21 protein-coding genes are annotated in these 19,427 nt (G+C 70.4%); 9 read left to right on the plus strand and 12 right to left on the minus strand.

What is annotated here, in order from left to right; all coding sequences use genetic code 11:
* Positions 1–30 precede the first annotated feature (30 nt).
* The gene (locus tag JHN45_RS16105; RefSeq protein ID WP_043685229.1) at positions 31–309 is read right to left on the minus strand and encodes a GlsB/YeaQ/YmgE family stress response membrane protein; all 279 of its coding nucleotides are present in this window, start codon (positions 307–309) and stop codon (positions 31–33) included.
* 246 nt (positions 310–555) lie between these two features.
* Here JHN45_RS16105 and JHN45_RS16110 point away from each other — a divergent pair, with 246 nt between their 5' ends.
* On the plus strand, positions 556–954 hold the full coding sequence (locus JHN45_RS16110; protein WP_201049486.1) for a DUF3099 domain-containing protein: 399 nt from the start codon (positions 556–558) through the stop codon (positions 952–954).
* A 223-nt stretch (positions 955–1,177) separates the two neighbouring features.
* Positions 1,178–1,396 (plus strand): hypothetical protein, encoded by a 219-nt coding sequence (locus JHN45_RS16115; protein WP_201049487.1) that lies wholly within the window; start codon positions 1,178–1,180, stop codon positions 1,394–1,396.
* Between the two features lie 46 nt (positions 1,397–1,442).
* On the opposite strand, the gene moaA is transcribed toward JHN45_RS16115, so the two are convergent.
* The 3 genes from moaA to JHN45_RS16130 form a co-directional block, all read right to left on the minus strand.
* Positions 1,443–2,432: a GTP 3',8-cyclase MoaA gene (moaA, locus tag JHN45_RS16120; protein WP_307783117.1), complete on the minus strand. Its 990-nt coding sequence runs from the start codon at positions 2,430–2,432 to the stop codon at positions 1,443–1,445.
* Positions 2,433–2,601: 169 nt separating this feature from the next.
* Positions 2,602–4,221 (minus strand): cation acetate symporter, encoded by a 1,620-nt coding sequence (locus JHN45_RS16125; RefSeq protein ID WP_200711698.1) that lies wholly within the window; start codon positions 4,219–4,221, stop codon positions 2,602–2,604.
* A complete protein-coding gene (locus tag JHN45_RS16130) occupies positions 4,218–4,574 on the minus strand; it encodes a DUF485 domain-containing protein (RefSeq protein ID WP_200711699.1) in 357 nt (118 codons plus the stop codon). Before JHN45_RS16130 ends, JHN45_RS16125 begins: the two co-directional genes overlap by 4 nt.
* A gap of 311 nt (positions 4,575–4,885) precedes the next feature.
* On the opposite strand from JHN45_RS16130, the gene JHN45_RS16135 reads away from it, so the two are divergent.
* The 4 genes from JHN45_RS16135 to JHN45_RS16150 all read left to right on the plus strand — a co-directional run bounded on the left by JHN45_RS16135 (position 4,886) and on the right by JHN45_RS16150 (position 9,341).
* Positions 4,886–6,418 (plus strand): S8 family serine peptidase, encoded by a 1,533-nt coding sequence (locus JHN45_RS16135; protein ID WP_201049488.1) that lies wholly within the window; start codon positions 4,886–4,888, stop codon positions 6,416–6,418.
* Positions 6,419–6,507: 89 nt separating this feature from the next.
* Entirely contained in the window at positions 6,508–6,822 is a 315-nt protein-coding gene (locus JHN45_RS16140) for a hypothetical protein (protein WP_201049489.1), read from the plus strand.
* A gap of 22 nt (positions 6,823–6,844) precedes the next feature.
* On the plus strand, positions 6,845–8,230 hold the full coding sequence (locus JHN45_RS16145; protein ID WP_200711702.1) for a CoA transferase: 1,386 nt from the start codon (positions 6,845–6,847) through the stop codon (positions 8,228–8,230).
* A gap of 100 nt (positions 8,231–8,330) precedes the next feature.
* Complete coding sequence (locus JHN45_RS16150) at positions 8,331–9,341, plus strand: CopD family protein (RefSeq protein WP_201049490.1); 1,011 nt, start codon at positions 8,331–8,333, stop codon at positions 9,339–9,341.
* A gap of 47 nt (positions 9,342–9,388) precedes the next feature.
* Here the strand turns inward: JHN45_RS16150 and JHN45_RS16155 are convergent, their stop codons facing one another.
* The 8 genes from JHN45_RS16155 to JHN45_RS16190 form a co-directional block, all read right to left on the minus strand.
* Positions 9,389–10,435 (minus strand): zinc-dependent alcohol dehydrogenase family protein, encoded by a 1,047-nt coding sequence (locus JHN45_RS16155; RefSeq protein WP_200711704.1) that lies wholly within the window; start codon positions 10,433–10,435, stop codon positions 9,389–9,391.
* 42 nt (positions 10,436–10,477) lie between these two features.
* Positions 10,478–11,143, minus strand: coding sequence for a lysoplasmalogenase (locus JHN45_RS16160; protein WP_201049491.1), 666 nt, complete (start codon positions 11,141–11,143; stop codon positions 10,478–10,480).
* Positions 11,140–12,006, minus strand: a complete 867-nt coding sequence (locus JHN45_RS16165) for a sterol desaturase family protein (RefSeq protein ID WP_201049492.1) — start codon at positions 12,004–12,006, stop codon at positions 11,140–11,142. The genes JHN45_RS16160 and JHN45_RS16165 overlap by 4 nt, the downstream gene beginning before the upstream one ends.
* A 100-nt stretch (positions 12,007–12,106) precedes the next feature.
* Positions 12,107–12,826, minus strand: coding sequence for a VIT family protein (locus JHN45_RS16170; protein WP_200711707.1), 720 nt, complete (start codon positions 12,824–12,826; stop codon positions 12,107–12,109).
* Between the two features lie 24 nt (positions 12,827–12,850).
* Positions 12,851–14,107, minus strand: a complete 1,257-nt coding sequence (locus tag JHN45_RS16175) for an amidohydrolase family protein (protein ID WP_201049493.1) — start codon at positions 14,105–14,107, stop codon at positions 12,851–12,853.
* Positions 14,104–15,387 carry an amidohydrolase family protein gene (locus JHN45_RS16180; protein ID WP_201049494.1) on the minus strand — a complete coding sequence of 428 codons (1,284 nt, stop codon included), beginning with the start codon at positions 15,385–15,387 and terminating at the stop codon, positions 14,104–14,106. Before JHN45_RS16180 ends, JHN45_RS16175 begins: the two co-directional genes overlap by 4 nt.
* Before the next feature lie 10 nt (positions 15,388–15,397).
* On the minus strand, positions 15,398–16,282 hold the full coding sequence (locus JHN45_RS16185) for an SDR family NAD(P)-dependent oxidoreductase (protein ID WP_200711710.1): 885 nt from the start codon (positions 16,280–16,282) through the stop codon (positions 15,398–15,400).
* Entirely contained in the window at positions 16,282–17,079 is a 798-nt protein-coding gene (locus JHN45_RS16190) for an acetoacetate decarboxylase family protein (protein WP_200711711.1), read from the minus strand. Before JHN45_RS16190 ends, JHN45_RS16185 begins: the two co-directional genes overlap by 1 nt.
* A 172-nt stretch (positions 17,080–17,251) precedes the next feature.
* On the opposite strand from JHN45_RS16190, the gene JHN45_RS16195 reads away from it, so the two are divergent.
* The 3 genes from JHN45_RS16195 (at position 17,252) to JHN45_RS16205 (ending at position 19,424) form a co-directional block, all read left to right on the plus strand.
* Positions 17,252–18,241 carry a DEDDh family exonuclease gene (locus JHN45_RS16195; RefSeq protein WP_201049495.1) on the plus strand — a complete coding sequence of 330 codons (990 nt, stop codon included), beginning with the start codon at positions 17,252–17,254 and terminating at the stop codon, positions 18,239–18,241.
* 94 nt (positions 18,242–18,335) lie between these two features.
* Positions 18,336–18,569, plus strand: a complete 234-nt coding sequence (locus JHN45_RS16200; protein ID WP_078532401.1) for a hypothetical protein — start codon at positions 18,336–18,338, stop codon at positions 18,567–18,569.
* 60 nt (positions 18,570–18,629) lie between these two features.
* The gene (locus JHN45_RS16205; RefSeq protein WP_307783116.1) at positions 18,630–19,424 is read left to right on the plus strand and encodes an SURF1 family protein; all 795 of its coding nucleotides are present in this window, start codon (positions 18,630–18,632) and stop codon (positions 19,422–19,424) included.
* Positions 19,425–19,427: the final 3 nt, after the last annotated feature.

Consider the following 19,427-nt stretch of genomic DNA (forward strand, 5'->3'; position numbering starts at 1 on the left):
TCGGGAGGCCGCCCCTTCGTCGTACGCCTGTCAGGCTCGTTGTTTGTTCTTGCCGATGGTCGCCATGTAGGCCATGTCGACCACGAAGACGATGATGATCGCGGCGATGAGCTGGAACGCGTGGCGGCTCCAGTCGATGCCGCTGGTCGCGTCGACGCCGGCCGCTCGGGCGATCGCGTTGCCGACGATGGCGCCGAGAATGCCGCAGATGGTGGTCAGCCAGAGCGGACTGTGCTGCTTGCCCGGGATGATCGCCTTCGCGATCAGGCCCAGCACGAATCCCACGATGATCGCCCACAACCAGCCCATGGCTGCCTCCTTGTACGGCTCGACGTGAGCATTACGCCAAGTGTGGGCCCGGTCGCGGTACGCCGCATGTCGGGTACGGCCGTACGTGGTGCGGCGCAGTCCGCTCGCCCGGACCCGGGGTGCCCCGGTCTCGAAGGCGGCGCAGGCGCGGCGTAACGTTGGAGGTGTCGGGGCCCGGTTCCCGGATCGGGTACGGACCGGGGTGCGGGCCGGGGAGAGTCCGATGCGGGCGGATGGTGGAATGTGATGCGGAAGCTGCACGGCGAAGGCAACGCCCAGGTGTTCCGGATCACCGGAGCCCGGACGGGACTCGCGGAGGATGTCCGCGGTCGGCAGCGCCGGTATGTCATCTCGATGTCGATCCGTACGGTGTCGGTGATTCTCGCCTGTTCCCTGTGGAACGTCGAACGGCACGTCGCGATCGTCGCGTTGGTGCTCGGTGTGCTCCTCCCCTATGTCGCCGTGGTGATCGCGAACGCCGGACGGGAGAACGCGCCCGGTCTGCCGTCGACGTTCGTCACCGCGCCGCCGCGGCCGATGATCATGCCGCCGCGGTCGGACGAGGGGGTCGCGGAACCCGTCCCGGAAGAGGTCGTGCCCGAGCCGACGCCGGGTGTGCGGGGCGAACCGTACGGCCGGTCGTGACCATGGGGAACGTGCCATAAACGGAAGTCGGCTCCGCACCAAGCTCAAGAAAAGCTCAGATCAATCATGTTGTTCCGGTGCCGAGCGAGCGGTCACCCGTGACATACTTCGTACGCGCTCCGCATCCCCCGTCGGAGCGACAGACCGACGCCGGGCAGCTCCCCCCGTGGCTGCTCGGCGTCGCCTTTTCAGCGCATCTGTGAGACGAATTCCGTGAGTTCCCGTGAGTGACGAGACACCCATCTGCTCCGCGAAGGGCTGCCGCGCGGACGCCGTGTGGGTCCTTGTGTGGAACAACCCGAAGGTCCACACCCCGGAGCGGCGCAAGACGTGGCTCGCGTGCGAGGAGCACCGCGAGCATCTGTCCCAGTTCCTCGGTGTGCGTGGCTTCCTGAAGGACGTCGTCAAGTTCGAGGACTGGGAAGCGCCCGAGGCCCTGTAGGGCCCGTCCGAAATCGCGTCAGCGCGCCTTCGTCCACGACCGCTACTCAGCCGCCGATCGCCGACATCGGGCGGTCCGGCTGGAGGAACGACGGGTCGTCCAGGCCCGAGCCCGCCTTCTTGCCCCACATCGCCTGGCGCCAGATGCCGGCTATCTCCTCGTCCGGGGCGTCGGAGCGCAGGGCGTCACGGAGGCTGGTCTCCTCGCGGGCGAACAGGCAGTTGCGTATCTGACCGTCGGCGGTGAGGCGGGTGCGGTCGCAGGCTCCGCAGAAGGGGCGGGTGACCGAGGCGATGACGCCCACGCGGTGCGGGCCGCCGTCCACGACCCAGCGCTCGGCCGGGGCCGAGCCGCGCTCGTCCGTGCCTTCGGGGGTCAGCTCGAAGCGGGTGCGGAGGGAGGCGAGGATGTCGCCGGCCGTGACCATGCCCTCGCGCTTCCAGCCGTGCTGGGCGTCCAGGGGCATCTGCTCGATGAAGCGCAGTTCGTAGTCGTGCGCCACGGCCCAGGACAGCAGGTCCGGGGCCTCGTCGGCGTTGAGCCCCGGCATCAGGACCGAGTTGACCTTGACCGGGGTCAGGTCGGCCTCGCGGGCGGCTTCGAGGCCGTCGAGGACGTCCTTGTGGCGGTCGCGGCGGGTGAGGGTCTTGAAGACGTCCGGGCGCAGGGTGTCCAGGGAGACGTTGACCCGGTCCAGGCCCGCCTTCTTCAGGGCGGTCGCCGTGCGCTTGAGGCCGATGCCGTTGGTGGTGAGGGACATCCGGGGGCGGGGCTCCAGGGCCGCGACCCGCTCGACGATGCCGACCAGGCCGGGGCGCAGCAGGGGCTCGCCGCCGGTGAAGCGGACCTCCTCGATACCGAGGGAGGTGACCGCGATGTCTATCAGGCGGACGATCTCGTCGTCCGTGAGGAGGTCGGGCTTCGCCAGCCACTGCAGGCCCTCCTCGGGCATGCAGTACGTACACCGGAGGTTGCACCGGTCGGTCAGCGAAACCCTCAGGTCGGTGGCCACTCGGCCATAGGTGTCGATGAGCACGTGGGCCTCCTCCCTCGATTCGGATCGCATGTTTTCCGACACCTGCGAGCCTACGCGACACCTCTGACAACGAGGGCGGCCCGATCCCACGAGGTACGACGGGGCCGCGTCGTAGGGATCTACGACGCGGCCGTCGACGTGGGGGGGTCTCCGAGGGACTCCGAGGGACTCAGTGGGCTCCGGTGCCGGTCAGGGACCGTACCTCCAGCTCCGCGTACTTGGCGGTGTCGGGCTCCTCCTTGGAGAGGATCGTGCCGAGCCAGCCCAGCAGGAAGCCGACCGGGATGGAGATGATGCCGGGGTTCTCCAGGGGGAACCAGTGGAAGTCGACGTCCGGGAACATCGAGGTGGGTTTGCCGGAGACGACCGGCGAGAACAGGACCAGGCCGACCGCGGTGACGAGGCCGCCGTAGATCGACCACAGGGCTCCGGAAGTGGTGAAGCGCTTCCAGAAGAGGCTGTAGAGGATCGTCGGGAGGTTGGCGGAGGCCGCGACCGCGAAGGCGAGGGCCACCAGGCCGGCGACGTTCAGGTCGCGGGCGAGGGCGCCCAGGAGGATGGAGACGGCGCCGATGCCGACCGTGGCGTACCGGGCGGCGGCCATCTCCTGTTTCTCCGTCGCCTGTCCCCGCTTGATGACGTTGGCGTAGATGTCGTGGGCGAAGGACGAGGACGAGGCGAGGGTGAGTCCGGCGACGACCGCGAGGATCGTGGCGAAGGCGACCGCCGAGATGCTCGCCAGGAGGATGGCACCCCAGTTGGAGTCGACTCCGCCCAGATGGAGGGCCAGGAGGGGGGCCGCCGTGTTGCCCGCCTTGTTGGAGGCGATGATCTCGTCCGGTTTGATCAGTGCCGCGGCGCCGAAGCCGAGAGCCAGCGTCATCAGGTAGAAGGCGCCGATGAGGCCGATGGCCCAGTTGACCGACTTACGGGCGGCCTTGGCGGTGGGCACCGTGTAGAAGCGGATCAGGATGTGCGGCAGACCCGCGGTGCCGAGGACCAGGGCGATGCCCAGGGAGATGAAGTCCAGCTTGGTCGTGCCGGTGGCGCCGTACTTGAGGCCGGGGTTCAGGAAGGCGGAGCCCTTGCCGCTGTTGTCGGCGGCCTTGCCGAGCAGGTCGGAGATGTTGAAGTTGAACTTGAGCATCACCAGGAAGGTCAGCAGCAGAGCGCCGGCGATGAGCAGGCAGGCCTTGACCATCTGGACCCAGGTGGTGCCCTTCATGCCGCCGATGGTGACGTACACGATCATCAGGACGCCGACCAGGGCGACGATGCCGATCTTGCCCGCGTCGGATGTGATGCCCAGGAGCAGGGAGACCAGGACGCCCGCGCCGGCCATCTGGGCCAGCAGGTAGAAGATCGACACCACGATGGTGGAGGTGCCGGCCGCCGTACGGACCGGGCGCTGGCGCATGCGGTAGGCGAGGACGTCGCCCATGGTGTAGCGGCCGGAGTTGCGCAGTGGTTCGGCCACCAGGAGCAGGGCGACCAGCCAGGCGACCAGGAAGCCGATCGAGTACAGGAAGCCGTCGTAGCCGAAGAGGGCGATGGCGCCGGCGATGCCGAGGAAGGACGCGGCGGACATGTAGTCGCCGGAGACGGCCAGGCCGTTCTGGAAGGCGGTGAACTGCCGGCCGCCCGCGTAGAAGTCGGCGGCGCTCTTGGTCTGGCGGCCCGCCCAGACGGTGATGACGAGCGTCGCGGCGACGAAGACCGCGAACAGGGTGATGATCAGCGGCCGGTGCTGGCTCGCCTCTCCGGCGGCCAGGGTGATCGCGGGGCTCATGCGCCGCCCTCCATCCGGGACTTGATGGCTTCGGCCTTGGGGTCGAGCTTCGCGGCGGAGTACCGCGCGTACCACCAGGCGATGAGGAACGTGGTGAGGAACTGGCCGAGGCCCAGGACGAGGGCGACGTTGATGTTGCCGACGACCTTGGTGTCCATGAAGTCGTCCGCGTAGTTGCACAGCAGGACGTACAGGAGGTACCAGGTGATGAAGGCGACGGTCAGCGGGAAGGCGAAGGAGCGGTGGGCGCGGCGCAGTTCGGCGAACTCCGCGCTCTCCTGGACCTGTTCGAACTCCTCGGTGCTGGGGAGTTTGTGTTCGGCTTTCGAGGGCGGTGGTGTCTCGGTGGCCACGGTGTCTCCTCGCGTTGCGGACATGCTGGTTGCGACCTCACAGACCTACGGATCACGCCACCAGGAGTGATCGAGCGACTCCCCTGCGCGATATCGAGGGGTTCTCGATCCTGCTGGCGCTTCCTGCCCAGGGTCACGGCGCCACGCGTGGACCGGTTCAACTCCTTTGACTTCTTTCAGGACTCGCCTTTGGGAAGTCATTGCTGGCCAGCCCTCGCGGGAGATAACTTCAGCTGGCACCACTAGTCATGTACCTGCCCGGGAGGCACCACGTCTCGGGCCTTTTCGTTTCCGGATGATGTGGAGATCCCATGGCTCATCTGCGCCCCAGACACCGGCTCGCCCTCGCCGTACCGGTCGTGCTGTCGCTGACCGCCTCGCTCGGTTTCCTCCCGTCGGCGGCTTCGGCGGTCCCGATCACGGAGACCACCGCGCAGACCGCCGACGCGCCCAACCTCTCGTATGTGGTCAACACTCGACTGGACCACCGGACGATCAACACGGTCAAGAAGGCGATCAGTGCGGCCGGCGGCAGCATCGTGGAGACGTACGAGCAGATCGGCGTGATCGTCGTGCACTCGGCGAACCCCGACTTCGGGCTGATCATCCGCAAGGTCCCGGGTGTGCAGTCGGCCGGCGCCACGCGGACCGCGCCGCTGAGCCTCGCCTCGACGACGGACGAGGGCGCGGTGCAGTACCTCTCCAAGGAGCAGGCCGCGAAGACGACGAAGGCCTCCGCCGCGGCCGGTGACAGCGAGCCCCTCGAAGCCGACCAGTGGGACCTGCCCGCGATCGGCGCCGACAAGGCCGCGAAGATCAACCCGGGCAGCAAGAGCGTGACGGTCGCCGTCATCGACGTCGGCGTCGACGACACCCACCCGGACATCGCCCCGAACTTCTCCCCCTCGCAGTCCGCGAACTGCGTGGGCGGCAAGGCGGACACGACCTACGGCTCCTGGCGTCCCGTGGACTCCGCCCACTACCACGGCACACATGTCGCCGGTGAGATCGCCGCCGCCCGCAACGGCATCGGTGTGGCGGGGGTCGCCCCGGGCGTGAAGGTCTCCGGAATCACGGTGGCCGAGCCGGACTCGACCCAGCTCTTCTACCCGGAGAGCGTGGTCTGCGCGTTCGTGTTCGCCGCCGATCACGGCGTGGAGATCACCAACAACAGCTACTACGTTGATCCCTGGCTGTACAACTGCATGGACGACCCCGATCAACGTGCCATCGTCGACGCGGTCAACAGGGCCCAGCTGTACGCCCAGAGCAAGGGCACGCTCAATGTCGCCGCGGCCGGCAACTCCAACGACGACCTCGACTCCCACGCCCTGGTCGACGCCTCCAGCCCGGACGACTCGACCGCGACGACCCGCACGGTCGACCCGCACGAGTGCTTCGACGTGCCGACCCAGCTGCCCGGTGTCGTGACGGTGAGTTCGGTCGGTGTCACGAAGGCCAAGTCGTACTTCTCCAGCTACGGCAAGGGCGTGATCGACGTGTCGGCGCCGGGCGGCGACGCCCGGCAGATCCCGGACACCCCGTCGAAGAACGGCCGCATCCTGTCCACGCTGCCGAACAACACGTACGGCTACCTCCAGGGCACGTCGATGGCGACCCCGCACGTCGCCGCCGTGGCCGCGCTGCTCAAGTCCACGCACCCGCACGCCTCTCCGGCCCAGCTGCAGGGGCTGCTGAAGGCCGAGGCGGACAACCCGGGCTGCCCGACCGAGGTGTACGACACCAACGGCGACGGCATCGCGGACGCGACCTGCGTCGGCGGCAAGCGCGTCAACGGCTTCTACGGGTTCGGCATCGTCAACGCGCTGCGGGCGGTCAAGTAGCCGCCATCTGTTCTCTCTGTTGATGCAGTTGACGCGGGCCGGGCGGATCTCCGCCCGGCCCGTTTCGGCCGTGCGGGATGATGACCGCCATGGTCGAACTGGACAAGCGCGAGGAGCCCGCCGGACCCGAACCGGTGCGCCCCCGGGGGCGGTTCGCCCTCCGCCTCGCGGGCACCGTCGCGATCCTCCCGGTGTGGTGTCTGGTGAACGTCGCGGCCTGGGATGCGGCGTTGCTCCTGGGCGACCTGTTGGAGCTGGTCTTCGCGTTCAGCGAGTCCGTCGAGCGGCGTGCCGCGAAGGTGGTGGGCCGGATCCTGAGGCGGGTGCGTGTGCTGCCGTCCTGGTGTGTGACCTGGTCGGAGCTGCGGCATCGGGGCAATACCGCAGGCCCGAATATTGATTGAGTCAATACTGCATAGTGCAGTCATGACTGACATCAACACGGCGTGGTCGGCACTGGGTGGCGATCCCGCCCTGGTCCCGCGTATCTCGACCGTCGCGCGCCGAGGAGCGCTCGAAGCGCGGCTTCCCGTACGGGAGTTGGCGCGGGCCTGCGTGGGAGCGTGCGCGCTGGCCGCCGCCGAGCTGGGGGCGCGGCGGGCCGGACGCGCGGAGGTGCCCGGGGTACTGGTGGACGACGGGGCCGTCGCCACTGCGTTCGTCAGTGAGCGGCATCTGCTGATCGACGGACGGGCGCCGGTCTCCTTCGCGCCGCTGTCGCGGTTCTGGCGGACGGCCGACGGCTGGGTCCGCACCCACGCGAACTATCCGCACCACCGGGCGCGACTGCTGAGCGCGTTGCGGCTGCCGGGAGACGCCTCCGTGGAGGCTGTGGCCGACGTGCTCGCCGGGCGGTCCGCGTCCGAGGTGGAGGAGACCGTGTACGGCGCCGGAGGCCTCGCGGTCGCGCTGCGGACGGCGGCGGAGTGGGCCGTACACCCGCAGGGGGTCGCGGTGGCCGGGCGGCCTCTCGTCGAGCGGGAGCGGTTCGATGCGGCACGCGCGCGTGCGCTGCCGCCGCTCGACGGTGATCCGTTGCTGCCTGCCGCCGGGGTGCGGGTGCTCGATCTGACCCGGGTGATCGCGGGCCCGGTCGCCACCCGCACGCTCGCGCTGCTGGGCGCGGACGTACTGCGCGTGGACGCCCCGCAGTTGCCGGAGGATCCCGACGCGCACGCGGACACCGGATTCGGGAAGCGGTCGACCCGCCTGGACCTCGGTGTGGCGGCCGACCGGCGGACCTTCGAGGAACTACTCGGGCAGGCCGACGTGGTCGTCACCGGGTACCGGCCGGGCGCCCTGGACCGGTTCGACCTCTCTCCCGAGGCGCTGGCCGACCGTCGGCCCGGGCTGATCGTGGCGCAGTTGTCGGCTTGGGGCGCGTACGGGCCGTGGGGCGGGCGGCGCGGGTTCGACAGCCTGGTGCAGGTCGCCACCGGCATCGCGGCGATCGAGGGGGCGCCGGAGCGGCCCGGCGCGCTGCCCGCCCAGGCCCTCGACCACGGGACCGGGTATCTGCTGTCCGCCTCGGTGCTGCGGGCGTTGACGGAACAGACGGACCAAGGTCATGGCCTCGTCCTGCGACTGGCGCTCGCACGAACCGCCGCCTGGCTGATGGCACCCGGAGGAGTCGGGCCGGCGTACGAGGAGAGCGGGACGGCGTACAACCGGCCGGATGCCTGGCTGGTCGAAACGGACAGCGGTATCGGGCGGCTGCGGCACGCGCTGTCGCCGGTCTCCTTCACCGGCGGGCCCGTGAACTGGGCGCGCCCGCCGGGTCGTTGGGGCACGGACCCGGCTCGTTGGGCTTGATCCGGGGGCGGGGCGGAAACGTAACTATGAGCGGAATCCGGTTCCGCCAGTTGTTTTGTTGCACTTGCCCGGTTCTGTGACGGCTGGTGAAGATCTTGGGGTGACCTTGATACGACCGACTGTCGAAGCGGCCGACACCAGTGGCCCCGGGCGGCGCCCCGGTACGCGCCGGGCCGTCGCCGTACTGGCCCTGGTGCTGCTCGCCGTGCTGATACCGATGCTGGGCCCGTCCGCCGCGCTGCACGGCACCGGGGAGGCCGCCGCGCCCGGTGTCGGCGGCATCGCGCTGCTGCGGGCGGTGTTGTTCGGCGCGCTGTGCGTGCCGTTGGGCGAGTTGTTCGTGAACCGGCTGGCGCGCACCGTGCCCGGCGCTCCCCCGAACGGCCCCGGGAGTTGGGCCCTGTACGCGGCCGGTGCCGGATTCGTCGCCGCGCTGGGGCTCGCGTCGGTCGTGGCCACGGGCAATCTGGTGCCGCACAGCCTCGCCGAGATCGACGTCGGCGGCCTCTACCAGTCCCGCGACGGCAAGCTGGCGCTCCTGGAGGTCAACGCGTTCGCCGTGGCGGCCCTGTGTGCCCGGTCGCGCCGGCCCGCCGCGCAGGTGTGGCCGCTTGCCGCCGTGGTCCTCGCGGAGGCGCTGCGCGCGCACCCGGTGGGCGAGCACAGTCCGCTGGTCGGTTCGGAGCTGACCCTGGTGCATCTGACGTGCGCGGCACTGTGGGTCGGCGGGCTGCTGCACGTGCTGCGGACGTTGCGCCAGTGGCGGGAGGCTGAAGCGGGGGCCGCGCTGTTGGGCCTCTACGCGCGCGTGGCCGCCGTGCTGCTCGCCGCGATCACCGCGACGGGGGTGTGGAGTTCGCTGCGCCGGATGCCGGCCGGCACGATCCTGGACCAGCTGACGACGACGGCGTACGGGCGCACCCTGCTCGCCAAGGCGCTGCTCGTCGCCACCGTCGCCGTACTCGCGCTGTGGGCGCGCCACCGGCTGCGGCGGGCCACCGATCCGTTGGCCGCCTGCTCACCCGCGCGGGCCGAGGTCGTCGTCCTGGGTGTGGTGGTCGTGGTCTCCGGACTGTTGACCGCCCTGCCGGTGCCGATCCGCTGGCATTGACCGACTCCAGTATTGACAGGCACCGGCATTGATCAACCCGGCATCGATCAACTGTTGACGACCAGAACCTTCAGGGCCGTGCGCTCGTCCATCGCCTTGTAGCCGTCGGGTACGCCCTCCAGGCCGACCGTCAGGTCGAAGACGGGCGAGGGGTCGATGGCGCCGTCCAGGATGTCGGGCAGCAGTTCCGGGATGTACGCGCGGACCGGCGCGACTCCGCCGCGCAGCGCGATGTTCCGGTCGAACATGACCCCGAGGTCGAGGCCGGTCCCGCTGCCGTGCGGCACACCGACGAAGCCGATGGCGCCGCCGTCGCGCGTGATGTTGACGGCCGTGCTCATGGACTGCTCGGTGCCGACGGCCTCGACGACGGAGTGCGCGCCCTGGCCCCGGGTGAGTTCGCGGACGGCCTCGACGGCGGCCTCGCCGCGTTCGGCGACGACGTCGGTGGCACCGAAGTCGCGAGCGATGGCCGTGCGGGCCTCGTGGCGGCCGAGGGCGATGATCCGCTCGGCGCCGAGACGCTTGGCGGCGAGCACCGCGCACAGGCCGACCGCTCCGTCGCCCACGACGGCCACGGTGGCACCCTTGCGCGCGCCCGCGCCGAGGGCCGCGTGGTGGCCGGTGCCCATGACGTCCGACAGGGTCAGCAGCGCGGACAGCAGGTGGTCGTCGGAGGCCGCCTCCTTGGGGAGCCGTACGAGCGTGCCGTCGGCGAAGGGGACGCGTACCGCCTCGCCCTGGCCGCCGTCGTAGCCCACGGCGCCCCAGAAGCCGCCGTGCACGCAGGAGGTGGTGAGGCCCTCGCGGCAGTACGCGCAGACGCCGTCGGACCACATGAAGGGCGCGACCACGAGGTCGCCGGCCCTGACGCCGTTCACCTCGGAGCCGGTCTCCTCGACGATCCCGAGGAACTCGTGTCCGATCCGCTGCCCCGGCTGCCGGGCCGCCTCGCCGCGGTACGCCCACAGGTCGCTGCCGCAGATGCAGGCGCGCAGCACGCGGACCACGGCGTCGGTGGGCAGTTGCACCATGGGCTCGGGCACGTCCTCCACGCGCATGTCGAACGGGGCGTGGATGGTGGTGGCGCGCATGGCGAGGGTCCTTCTCGTCGCTGGTCTGCTGGTGCGGTGCGCTCAGGGGGTGGTCGAGCGCACTTCACGGTACGCCGCCGCCGGTGCGGGCCGCGCATCGAGGGCGCCCCGGACCAGCAGGAACTGTGCCGCCGCGTAGGTGAGCATGATCCAGAAGTCGGGCCTGGGCAGTTGCGGCCAGTCGGCGACGCCGGTCGCGATGAGGGTGTCGGAGAGCATGAAGAGCGCCCCGCCGAGCCCGGCGACGGGGCCGAGCCTGGTGGCCGCGGTGTACGCCATGGCGGTCAGGAGGGTGCTGTAGCCGGCGACGGGGACACGGAGGCCGGTCGGCAGGTCGGGCCACAGCAGGACGACCAGGGTGACGAGGGCGACGGCGTAGCCGACGGCGAGCAGACCCGCACGCGCGCGTGGCGGACCGTGGCGCCGGAACAGGACGAGGTAGCAGACGTGGCCGACGGCGAAGGAGGCCATCCCGGCCATGAAGGCGGGGTCGGTGTCGGAGAGCAGCAGGACGTCGCCGCCCCAGCCGCACAGCAGGGCGGCGACCAGGAGCCGGGGGCCGCCCGCGCGGGCGGCGAACGCGGCGAGCAGCGGCACGATCAGCGGCTTGGCGACCAGATGGCCGGCGCGGAAACCCACAGAGAGGGAGACGAGGTCGAGGGCTGCGGCGAGGACGAAGGCGGCCAGGAGCGCCCGGGACGCTCTCACGCGACCACGGACTCCTCGGCCTGTTCCACCGCCGCCACCGGCGTCCAGCCGGGTCCGCGGAACACCCGCCCCGCGCGCTCGCGCCAACTGGTCGCCGCCTTCAGATCCTTGGCGATGGCGACGTACTCATGGGTGGCGACCTTGATCGGGTTGAACGTGTTGATGTTCTTGGTCAACCCGTAGACGGGCCGATCGACCTCGGGGACGAACGACCCGAAGAGCCGGTCCCAGACGATGAGGATGCCGCCGAAGTTGCGGTCCAGATAGCCGCCCTGGGAGGCGTGGTGGACCCGGTGGTGGGACGGCGTGTTGAAGACGAACTCAAACCACCGGGGCATCTTGTCGATCCGCTCGGTGTGGATCCAGAACTGGTAGACGAGGTTCACCGAGGAGCAGAACGCCAGCGCGGCGGGATGCACGCCCAGGGCGACGAGCGGGACGTAGAAGGGCCACACCGTGAGGGTCGTCCAGGGCTGGCGCAGGGCCGTCGTCAGGTTGAACCTGCGGCTGGAGTGGTGGACGACGTGGCAGGCCCAGAGGATGCGGATCACGTGGTGGCCGCGGTGGGACCAGTAGTAGAAGAAGTCCTGCCCGAGCAGCATCAGCGGGACCGTCCACCACAGCACGGGCACGCGCAGGGGCGTGAGTTCGTAGATCGCGGTGTAGATCGCGACGATGGGGATCTTCCAGAGGAAGTCGAAGACGAGGCTCCCGAGCCCCATGCCGACGCTCGTGGCGGCGTCCTTCGCCTCGTAGCCCGCCGCGTCCTCGTCGGGGTGGACGCGCACGCTGATCATCTCGATCACGGTGAGCAGCACGAAGGCGGGTATCGACCAGAGCACGGCATCGGGCAGGTTCGGCATGGGTGAACCGTAGGACCGCGAATCGGTCACGACTAGACGTTGTTACCCACAAGTATTTCCTGGGGTACGCGCTTGCTTGTTGGCGATCTCCGCCAACACGTCACGCTCCCGCCGCTCCCAGCAGCGTCCCCGCCGCATACGTCACGGCCATCGCCAGCGCGCCCCCGGCCACGTTCCGCACCATCGCCGTCCTCGGGCCGGCCGCGCCGAGCCGTGCGCTGGTCCAGCCGGTGAAGACGAGAGCGGCCAGGGACGAGACCACGGTGACGCCGAGGCGCCAGCCGGCCGGGGGCAGGACGATCGCCAGGAGGGGCAGCAGGGCGCCGGCCGTGAAGGACAGGAAGCTCGCCCAGGCCGCGTGCCAGGGGTTGGTGAGGTCGTCGGGGTCGATGTTGAGCTCCACGCGCGCGTGGGCACGCAGCGCGTCGCGTTCCGTGAGCTGGGCCGCCGCCTCCATGGCCACCTCACGGGTCAGACCGCGGTCCTGGAGGAGTTCGGTCAACTCCTCCAGTTCGGCCTCCGGCTGCTCCCTCAACTCGCGCTTCTCCAGGGCCAGTGCGGCCTTCTCCGAGTCGCGCTGGGTGGAGACGGACACGTACTCCCCCGCCGCCATCGACATCGACCCGGCGAGGAGACCGGCGAGGCCGGCCGTCAGCAGCGCCGAGCGGTCGTCCGTGGCGCCGGCCACGCCGACGACGAGACCGGCGGTGGACAGGATGCCGTCGTTGGCGCCGAGGACCGCGGCCCGCAGCCAGTTCAGCCGCGAGCCGAGGCTGCCGCCGTGCGCCTCGGCGTGGGACCCGCCGTTGGTTTCAGTCACCCCCGGAGGATTCCACCCCCGGCCTCACCACACCCGTACCGACGCCCCCCGCGCGAACACCGGGCTCGTGGCGTCCGCCGGTGGTTGTGCGAGCGGCTCGGCGATCTCGGCCACCGTGGGACCGACCTTCGCCGCGATCGGGTCCAGTAGGTCCAGGTCGAAGCCGTACACGCGGGCCGCGTTGCCGCCGAGCATGGCGGCGACCTCGTCGCTCGGCACGCGCGCGTAGGCGAAGCGCAGGCCTTCCCTGGAGTACGGATAAGTGCCCTCGTCGTGCGGGTAGTCGCTGCCCCACATGATCTTCTCGATGCCGATGCGGTCGCGCAGGGGCACCTCGTGGGGGCGCATGAAACTGGCTCCTACGAAGCAGTTGTCTCGCCAGACCTCCGACGGACCCTTGCCCATCGAGGCGGCGAGCCCCGCGCCGAACCTGGACTCCGCGGTGGTCGCCTTCGACGCCGCCGCGACCAGGCGCCCGTGGTAGTAGTCCAGCATGTCGAGCACCCCGGGTATCCAGCCGGAGCCCTGCTCGGTCAGCACCAGTTTCAGGTCCGGGTGGCGGCGGAAGGCACCGCCGAAGATCAGGTGCCACAGGGCGCGGTGCGAGAACCAGGTCGTCTCGACCATGAACACCGCGCGGGCGGCCGGTTCGTCGCCGAGGGGCGGGGCGGCCGAGCCCGCGTGGTGGTTGACGGGCACACCGAGTTCCGCGCACACGGCCCAGATCGGGTCGTACGCCGACGAGTACAGCTCCGGCAGCCCCGAGCCCGGTGGGGTGCCGGGGAGCAACAGGCCGCCCTTGAGGCCGGCTTCGACCGCCCACCGGATCTCCTGGACGGCCTCCTGGACGTCGTTCAGGAGGATCTGGAAGACACCCGCCCGCCGGCCCGGCGCGGCCACGCAGAAGTCCGCCAGCCAGCGGTTGTGGGCGCGCAGACCGGCCCAGCGGCGCTCGAACTCCTCGGCCGTCGGCGCGGGCGCCATGAGGGAGCCGGACGGGAAGAACGGCGGGACGGTGTTCGGGAAGACGACCTCGGCGACGATCCCGTCCTGCTCCAGCTCCGCGATCCGCCGCGCGGAGTTCCAGTTCCTGTCGGCCGTGTCGGCGACCAGGTCCTCGTAGGGGTTGACGTACGTGGCCGCCCACGCGTCGAACTCGTCGTGGTACCGCTGCTCCAAGTAGGGCCGGTAGTCGAGGAGATCGGCGCCCGCGTGGCAGTCGGCCGAGATGACCGTGTACCGGTCCTCGCTCGCGGGCCTCAAGGGGCCTGTGGCGGTCATGACGTCACCCCCAGGACCGGGAAGTCGTGGTCGGTCAGCCAGTGCCGCCCGACCTCGCGGGAGCGCGCCCACGACGCCGTCACGGCCTCCTGGTCGTCCTGCTGGCCGAGTTCGGCGGGGGTGGGACCGATCCGGCGGGCCAGGGGCTCCAGGGCCGCCACGTCGAAGCCGAAGGCGTCGGCCGCCGCCAGGCCCAGCATGCGGCGGGTCTCGTCGACCGGGATGTCGTGGAAGGTGCGCTTCAGCCACGCGCGCGTGTCGGGCCAGGTGCCCTCGGGATGCGGGAAGTCGCTGCCCCAGAGGATGTTGTCGACGCCGATCTCGTAGCGCTGGGCCAGTTCGCGGCGCTTGGTGTTGGTGGCGCAGATGAAGACCTGTCGGTCGAGGTACTCGCTCGGCGGCCGTTTCAGCTCCGCGAAGGGCGAGAGCTTCTTGCCGCCGTGGGCACCCAGGTAGAGGCGGTCCATGAACCACAGCTGGTTCGGCAGCCACCAGCAACCCGACTCCGCGACACCGAACTTGAGCCCCGGGTGGCGTTCGAAGACCCCGGACCAGAGCAGGAACCAGAGCGGCCGGGCGGGCCACCAGGTCACCTCGCTGACGTAGATGCCCAGATGGTCCCCGTACTCGTGGCGGGGAGCCGCCCCGGAGTGGGTCAGTACGGGCATCGCGCACTCGGCGGCGGCAGCCCACACAGGGTCGTAACGGCGGTCGTGGTAGGGCTCCTTGTCGACCCACATGGAGGGGATCATCAGGGCGCCGAGCCCGGACTCCTTGGCGCGGTGGATCTCCGCGACGACCTTCTCCGTGGGGGCCGTCACCGGCAACAGAGCGACCCCGCAGTGCCGTTCGGGGTTCTCCGAGACGAAGTCGGCGAGCCAGCGGTTGTGGGCCTGCGCGCCCGCCATGCCCAACTCGGGGTCCTGGTCCCCGGAGAGGCCGAGCCCGACCCCGAAGGGCGCGGCCGTCTGGCTGTCCACGGCGTCGGCGTCCGGGAAGACCACCTCGGCGGCCACCCCGTCGCCGTCCAGCTCCTTGAGGCGCTGCGCGGTGTCCCAACCCCCGCGCAGACCTTCCTCGTTGTCCTGGAACCACTTGGTCGCGAACGCCTCGTTGCGGATGCCGAGCCGGGTCATCTCCTCGCGACGCCGGTCGCGTCCGGCGAGGAACCCGTCGAAGTCCCGGTGGAACCGGGCGTCCAGATAGGGCCGGTACTCCTCGGTGGGCAGTCCGGCGTGGCAGTCGGAGGAGATGATCAGGTACGGCTCCTGGTCGGTCACAACAGCCCCTTCAGTCCAGGATGAAGCTTTCGAGGTACGACGGGTTCGCCCGGTCGAGCATCGACGCCGCCCGGGCCCGGATCTGGGCGTCGCTGTGCTCGCTCTCGGGGAGGATCCAGAAGCGGTCCGCGCGGATGCCGTCCACGACGAGGTCGGCGACCTCCTCGACGGGCGTGAAGGCGACCTCCTTGCCCGCCGCCTTCATGGCGGTCTCCCACTGGTCGAGGCTGCGGTAAGGGGTCCTACGGGGGCGCTCCTTGGCGTACCGGTCGGGCCGGTTGCGGTGCGACTCCCACAGGCCCGTGCGCAGCATGTGCGGTCCCGGGAAGAGCACCGAGGCACCCACGCGCGCGTGCTCCGCCTTCAAGTGGGCGTACAGGGACTCGGTCATCGTCACGACGGCCGCCTTGGTGACCGCGTACACGGAGGCGGTGGGCAGCGGGGCGATACCGCCGTCCCCGGAGGACGTGTTGACGACATGACCGGGTTGACCCGACTTGATCATCCTCGGTACGAACGCCTGGATGCCGTGGAAGACGCCCCACACGTTGACGGCGAACGCCCACTGCCAGTCGTTCGGTTCGTGCTCCCACATGCGGCCCTCGGCGCCCGACCCGACGCCCGCGTTGTTGCACAGGACATGGACGGCGCCGTACGTGTCGTACGCCGACTCGGCCAGATCCAGGACCTGTTGGCGTACGCCGACGTCGACCACGCGCGCGTGCACGTCGGCGCCGTCGGCGCGCAGATCGGCGGCGGCCTTGTCGAGGGCGCCCTCCTCGACATCGGCGAGCACCACCTTGAGCCCGTCGGCGGCGAACCGCCGTGCCATCGCGAGCCCGATCCCGCTCGCGGCCCCGGTGACGACGGCGACCTGACCCTCCCTCAGCTCCATCAGACGCTCCCCTCGGGAGGCCCGTCATGGACCTGTTGCGGGTCGTCGTAGCGCTGGTGGATGTACGGCAACAGGGCCCGCGCGTCGACCCGTTCGACGACCCTGCCGCGCTGGTCGCTGGTCTTCTCGCCGATGGTGATGTCGACGAGGGTGCGTACGGGGAGGTCGGCGACCGGGTCGTACATGGACTCGCGCAGGACGACGTCCCCGGTGACGCGTTCGAGGCGGCGGACCTTCTCGTTGCGCACGCAGTGCACGAGCACCGGGTCGGCGTCGAAGCCCGAACCGTCCACCGCGGGAAGGAACTTGAAGTAGAAGTCGGTCTTCTGGGTCGGCCCGGGGAGGGGCAGTTCCTCGCTGACCGCGCCGCGGACCTCGACGAAGGCGATGCCGTGCCGGGCCAGGGACGCGTGCACGACGAGGCCCACGCGTTCGACGGTGACCTCGCCGAGCTTCTTGGGTTCGCCGAAGACCTCACGGCCGCCGGTGAGGGCCCGTTCGTGGGTCATCGGCATGACCAGCGGGTACCAGCCCTCGACGCCGTCGTGCGCGGCGGCGACCGCGAACGAGCCCGCGCCCAGGGGGTATCCGGTCAGTTCGACCTTGCTGATGTTCACCCGGACCAGGGGCCGCCCGGTGGGCTTGAGGGGCGGCGGCAGGACCGCCGCGACCGCGTCCGGGTCGCTCTCCCAGACGGCCACCACACCGGTGGACCAGATGTCGGGGAGCTTCGCGCTCGCCGTGCGTGCGGCGGCGATCTCCGCCTCGGTCCGTGCGCCGTACCGTACGCGTGCCATACGCCGTACCGCCCTTCGTAGGCCGTCATCCGTCAGGCGGGCAGCACGCTTGCACCGGGCGGGCAAAAGGTCCATAGGCACGCGCGCGTGCGTTCGGCGGACCCGAACGGGCGGGCGGGACAAGGCACCTGAGGGACAGGGCTGTCAGTGACGGCCCGTATCCTCAGTGACCATGCTCGAAGACCACTCGCCCGCAGTGTCCGCAGCCGCTCCGTGGCCGGCCGCGTATCCCCAGGGGTATGCGGTAGTTGACGTGGAGACCACCGGTCTGGCCCGGGACGACCGGATAATCTCCGCGGCCGTCTACCGCCTGGACGCGCTCGGCGAGGTCGAGGACCACTGGTACACGATGGTCAACCCGGAGCGCGATCCCGGCCCCGTGTGGATCCACGGTCTGACGAGTGACGTACTGGAGGGCGCGCCCCTCTTCAAGGACATCGCCGAGGAGTTCGCGACCCGCCTGGAGGGCCGGGTGCTGGTCGCTCACAACGCGGTCTTCGACTGGCAGATGATCGCGCGGGAGTACGCGCGCGTGCAGATCGAGCCGCCGGTCCGTCAGCGGCTGTGCACCATCGCGCTCTCCAAGGAGCTGGCCCTGCCGCTGCCCAACCACAAGCTGGAGTCCCTGGCGGCGCACTTCGGTGTCGTGCAGCAGCGCGCGCACCACGCGCTGGACGACGCGCGCGTGCTCGCCGAGGCGTTCCGGCCGAGCCTGCGGGCGGCGGCGAGCAGCGGCGTGAGGCTGCCGCTGCACGAGTGCCGGCCACTGACCGAGTGGACCGCCGACCGGCCCGCGCCCCGGATCGGGCAGCAGGCGGGCGGCTACAGCGGCTACGGGGCGGGCAGTTGGCGTCCCGCGCGCAAGCGGCCCGCGTGCCCCTACCCGAACCCGGGGCGGTTCGAGGACGGCAAGCCGCTCAAGCAGGGGATGCGGATCGCGTTCTCCGGGGACACGTCGATCGAGCGCGAGCTGCTGGAGGACCGCGCGGTGGAGGCCGGGCTGCATGTCGCCACGAGCCTGTCCCGGCTGACCAGCCTGCTCGTCACGAACGACCCGGACTCGGGCACCTCGAAGGTGGTCAAGGCCCGCCAGTTCGGCACACCGGTGGTGGACGAGGCGGCGTTCGGACAGCTGCTCCGGGACGTCGAGCAGGCGGACTGAGCGCGCCACGGGGAGCCGTACGGACGGGTGATTGGGGCGCGACTCGCCCCGCGTCCGCTCGCCCGTGCCGGGCGGACGGCCCACCCTGTGGCGCATGGCGAGATGTGAAGTGTGCGGCAATGACTACGGCATGAGCTTCGAGGTGCACGCGCAGGGCGCGGTGCACGTCTTCGACTGCTTCTCGTGCGCGATCCACCGCATGGCCCCGATCTGCGAGCACTGCCGGGTGCAGATCATCGGCCAGGGCGTGGAGGTCGAGGGCCACTGGTTCTGCGGCGGCCACTGTGCGCGGGCGGAGGGGAAGGTGGGGATCATCGACAAGGTCTGAGGACGGTCCGAGGACAGACCCCCCTGAATGCGCCCCGCGACCGAGTTGTACGGTCGTGGGGTGTACCGCTTCCTGATGTCCCGGCAGTGGGTGATCCTCGCGTTGATCACCCTCCTCCTGATCCCCACGATGATCAGGCTGGGCATCTGGCAGATGCACCGCTACGAGATGCGCAGCGCCCGCAACCAGTTGGTCGCGAACGCGCTGCACGCCAAGCCGGTCCCCGTGGAGCAGATCAGCACCCCCGGGCACGCGGTCACCCGTACGGAGAAGTACCGCACCGTCACCGCGACGGGCACCTTCGAGACCTCCAAGGAAGTCGTCGTCCGGCGCCGCACCAATGACGACGACGAGGTCGGCTTCCATGTACTCACCCCGTTCGTGTTGACGGACGGCAAGGTGGTGTTGATCAACCGTGGATGGATCCCGGCGACCGGCGCGCAGACCGCCTTCCCGAAGATCCCCGCGCCGCCGAGCGGCAGGACCACGATCACCGGGCGTCTGATGGCCGACGAGACGACCGCGGCCAGCGGCATCAAGGACATCAAGGGCCTGCCCGACCGCCAGATCATGTTGATCAACAGTGAGGAGCAGGCGAAGCGGCTCGGCGCCCAGGTGCTCGGCGGCTATGTCGAGCAGACGGCGCCCGAGGCGAAGGGCGGCACCCCGGAGCAGATCTCCGACCCGGGCAAGGAAGACGCCCCGCTGAACTACGCGTACATGATCCAGTGGTGGCTGTTCGCCGCGGCCGTCCCGGTCGGCTACGTCGTCCTGGCGCGGCGCGAGGCCCGCGACCGCCGGGAGGCGGCGGCGAAGGCCGAGGAGCCGGCGGAGGCCGAGCCCGCGACGGTGTGATCC

Source organism: Streptomyces sp. MBT53 (assembly GCF_016654115.1).
In the GTDB taxonomy this organism is placed as follows: Bacteria; Actinomycetota; Actinomycetes; order Streptomycetales; family Streptomycetaceae; genus Streptomyces.